At 50.1% G+C, this 3,403-nt stretch carries 2 rRNA genes; both read right to left on the reverse strand.

The annotated features are described in order from the left end of the window. Positions 1 to 12 precede the first annotated feature (12 nt). Positions 13 to 128, reverse strand: a 5S ribosomal RNA gene (gene rrf, locus TU76_RS23785). A 150-nt stretch (positions 129 to 278) separates the two neighbouring features. Then, positions 279 to 3,170, reverse strand: a 23S ribosomal RNA gene (locus TU76_RS23790). Between the last annotated feature and the right edge of the window lie 233 nt (positions 3,171 to 3,403).

A 3,403-nucleotide genomic window follows, 5' to 3' on the forward strand; every position in this document is an offset into this window, starting at 1 on the left:
TTTGGAATTTAATCTTGACGATGACCTACTCTCACATGGGGAAACCCCACACTACCATCGGCGATGCATCGTTTCACTGCTGAGTTCGGGATGGGATCAGGTGGTTCCAATGCTCTATGGTCGTCAAGAAATTCGGTAGCCAGGTCGTTTACCTTTCGGTTTACGCTCCAGCGAATGGGTATGTAATAGTTGGTGTTTTGTGAGTCGCAAACTTTCGGTTTGTATCGTCTTCACACACCGCAATCTGGTCTCTTCGACGCAAATTGCTTGGGTGTTATATGGTCAAGCCTCACGGGCAATTAGTATTGGTTAGCTCAACGCCTCACAGCGCTTACACACCCAACCTATCAACGTCGTAGTCTTCGACGGCCCTTTAGGGAACTCAAGGTTCCAGTGAGATCTCATCTTGAGGCAAGTTTCCCGCTTAGATGCTTTCAGCGGTTATCTTTCCCGAACATAGCTACCCGGCAATGCCACTGGCGTGACAACCGGAACACCAGAGGTTCGTCCACTCCGGTCCTCTCGTACTAGGAGCAGCCCCTCTCAAATCTCAAACGTCCACGGCAGATAGGGACCGAACTGTCTCACGACGTTCTAAACCCAGCTCGCGTACCACTTTAAATGGCGAACAGCCATACCCTTGGGACCGGCTTCAGCCCCAGGATGTGATGAGCCGACATCGAGGTGCCAAACACCGCCGTCGATATGAACTCTTGGGCGGTATCAGCCTGTTATCCCCGGAGTACCTTTTATCCGTTGAGCGATGGCCCTTCCATACAGAACCACCGGATCACTAAGACCTACTTTCGTACCTGCTCGACGTGTCTGTCTCGCAGTCAAGCGCGCTTTTGCCTTTATACTCTACGACCGATTTCCGACCGGTCTGAGCGCACCTTCGTACTCCTCCGTTACTCTTTAGGAGGAGACCGCCCCAGTCAAACTACCCACCATACACTGTCCTCGATCCGGATAACGGACCTGAGTTAGAACCTCAAAGTTGCCAGGGTGGTATTTCAAGGTTGGCTCCATGCAGACTGGCGTCCACACTTCAAAGCCTCCCACCTATCCTACACAAGCAAATTCAAAGTCCAGTGCAAAGCTATAGTAAAGGTTCACGGGGTCTTTCCGTCTAGCCGCGGATACACTGCATCTTCACAGCGATTTCAATTTCACTGAGTCTCGGGTGGAGACAGCGCCGCCATCGTTACGCCATTCGTGCAGGTCGGAACTTACCCGACAAGGAATTTCGCTACCTTAGGACCGTTATAGTTACGGCCGCCGTTTACCGGGGCTTCGATCAAGAGCTTCGCGTTAGCTAACCCCATCAATTAACCTTCCGGCACCGGGCAGGCGTCACACCCTATACGTCCACTTTCGTGTTTGCAGAGTGCTGTGTTTTTAATAAACAGTCGCAGCGGCCTGGTATCTTCGACCGGCATGGGCTTATGCAGTAAATGCTTCACCCTCACCGGCGCACCTTCTCCCGAAGTTACGGTGCCATTTTGCCTAGTTCCTTCACCCGAGTTCTCTCAAGCGCCTTGGTATTCTCTACCCAACCACCTGTGTCGGTTTGGGGTACGGTTCCTGGTTACCTGAAGCTTAGAAGCTTTTCTTGGAAGCATGGCATCAACCACTTCGTTGTCTAAAAGACAACTCGTCATCAGCTCTCGGCCTTAGAATCCCGGATTTACCTAAGATTCCAGCCTACCACCTTAAACTTGGACAACCAACGCCAAGCTGGCCTAGCCTTCTCCGTCCCTCCATCGCAATAACCAGAAGTACAGGAATATTAACCTGTTTTCCATCGACTACGCTTTTCAGCCTCGCCTTAGGGACCGACTAACCCTGCGTCGATTAACGTTGCGCAGGAAACCTTGGTCTTTCGGCGTGGGTGTTTTTCACACCCATTATCGTTACTCATGTCAGCATTCGCACTTCTGATACCTCCAGCAAGCTTCTCAACTCACCTTCACAGGCTTACAGAACGCTCCTCTACCGCATCACCTAAGTGATACCCGTAGCTTCGGTGTATGGTTTGAGCCCCGTTAAATCTTCCGCGCAGGCCGACTCGACTAGTGAGCTATTACGCTTTCTTTAAAGGGTGGCTGCTTCTAAGCCAACCTCCTAGCTGTCTAAGCCTTCCCACATCGTTTCCCACTTAACCATAACTTTGGGACCTTAGCTGACGGTCTGGGTTGTTTCCCTTTTCACGACGGACGTTAGCACCCGCCGTGTGTCTCCCATGCTCGGCACTTGTAGGTATTCGGAGTTTGCATCGGTTTGGTAAGTCGGGATGACCCCCTAGCCGAAACAGTGCTCTACCCCCTACAGTGATACATGAGGCGCTACCTAAATAGCTTTCGAGGAGAACCAGCTATCTCCGAGCTTGATTAGCCTTTCACTCCGATCCACAGGTCATCCGCTAACTTTTCAACGGTAGTCGGTTCGGTCCTCCAGTTAGTGTTACCCAACCTTCAACCTGCCCATGGATAGATCGCCCGGTTTCGGGTCTATTCCCAGCGACTAGACGCCCTATTAAGACTCGCTTTCGCTACGCCTCCCCTATTCGGTTAAGCTTGCCACTGAAAATAAGTCGCTGACCCATTATACAAAAGGTACGCAGTCACCCAACAAAGTGGGCTCCCACTGCTTGTACGCATACGGTTTCAGGATCTATTTCACTCCCCTCTCCGGGGTTCTTTTCGCCTTTCCCTCACGGTACTAGTTCACTATCGGTCAGTCAGTAGTATTTAGCCTTGGAGGATGGTCCCCCCATATTCAGACAAAGTTTCTCGTGCTCCGTCCTACTCGATTTCACTGCAAAGATGTTTTCGCGTACAGGGCTATCACCCACTATGGCCGCACTTTCCAGAGCGTTCCGCTAACATCAATACAGCTTAAGGGCTGGTCCCCGTTCGCTCGCCACTACTAAGGGAATCTCGGTTGATTTCTTTTCCTCAGGGTACTTAGATGTTTCAGTTCCCCTGGTTCGCTTCTTAAGCCTATGTATTCAGCTTAAGATACCTAACTTATGTTAGGTGGGTTCCCCCATTCAGACATCTCCGGATCAAAGTCTGTTTGCCGACTCCCCGAAGCTTTTCGCAGGCTACCACGTCTTTCATCGCCTCTGACTGCCAAGGCATCCACCGTATGCGCTTCTTCACTTGACCATATAACCCCAAGCAATCTGGTTATACTATGAAGACGACATTCGCCGAAAATTCGCATGTTCAATTAAGAACGTTCACAAATTTTACCTTAGCCTGAATAAACACCAGTGAAAGTGTTATCCAGTCTAACTTTCTATTACATACCCAAATTTTTAAAGAACGATCTAATCAAAAGATCAGAAATCAACATTCACCATCGTTTGATGGAATGCTCATTTCTAAGCTTTACGACA

The organism is Pseudomonas psychrophila, from assembly GCF_001043005.1.
Classification (GTDB): Bacteria; Pseudomonadota; Gammaproteobacteria; order Pseudomonadales; family Pseudomonadaceae; genus Aquipseudomonas; species Aquipseudomonas psychrophila.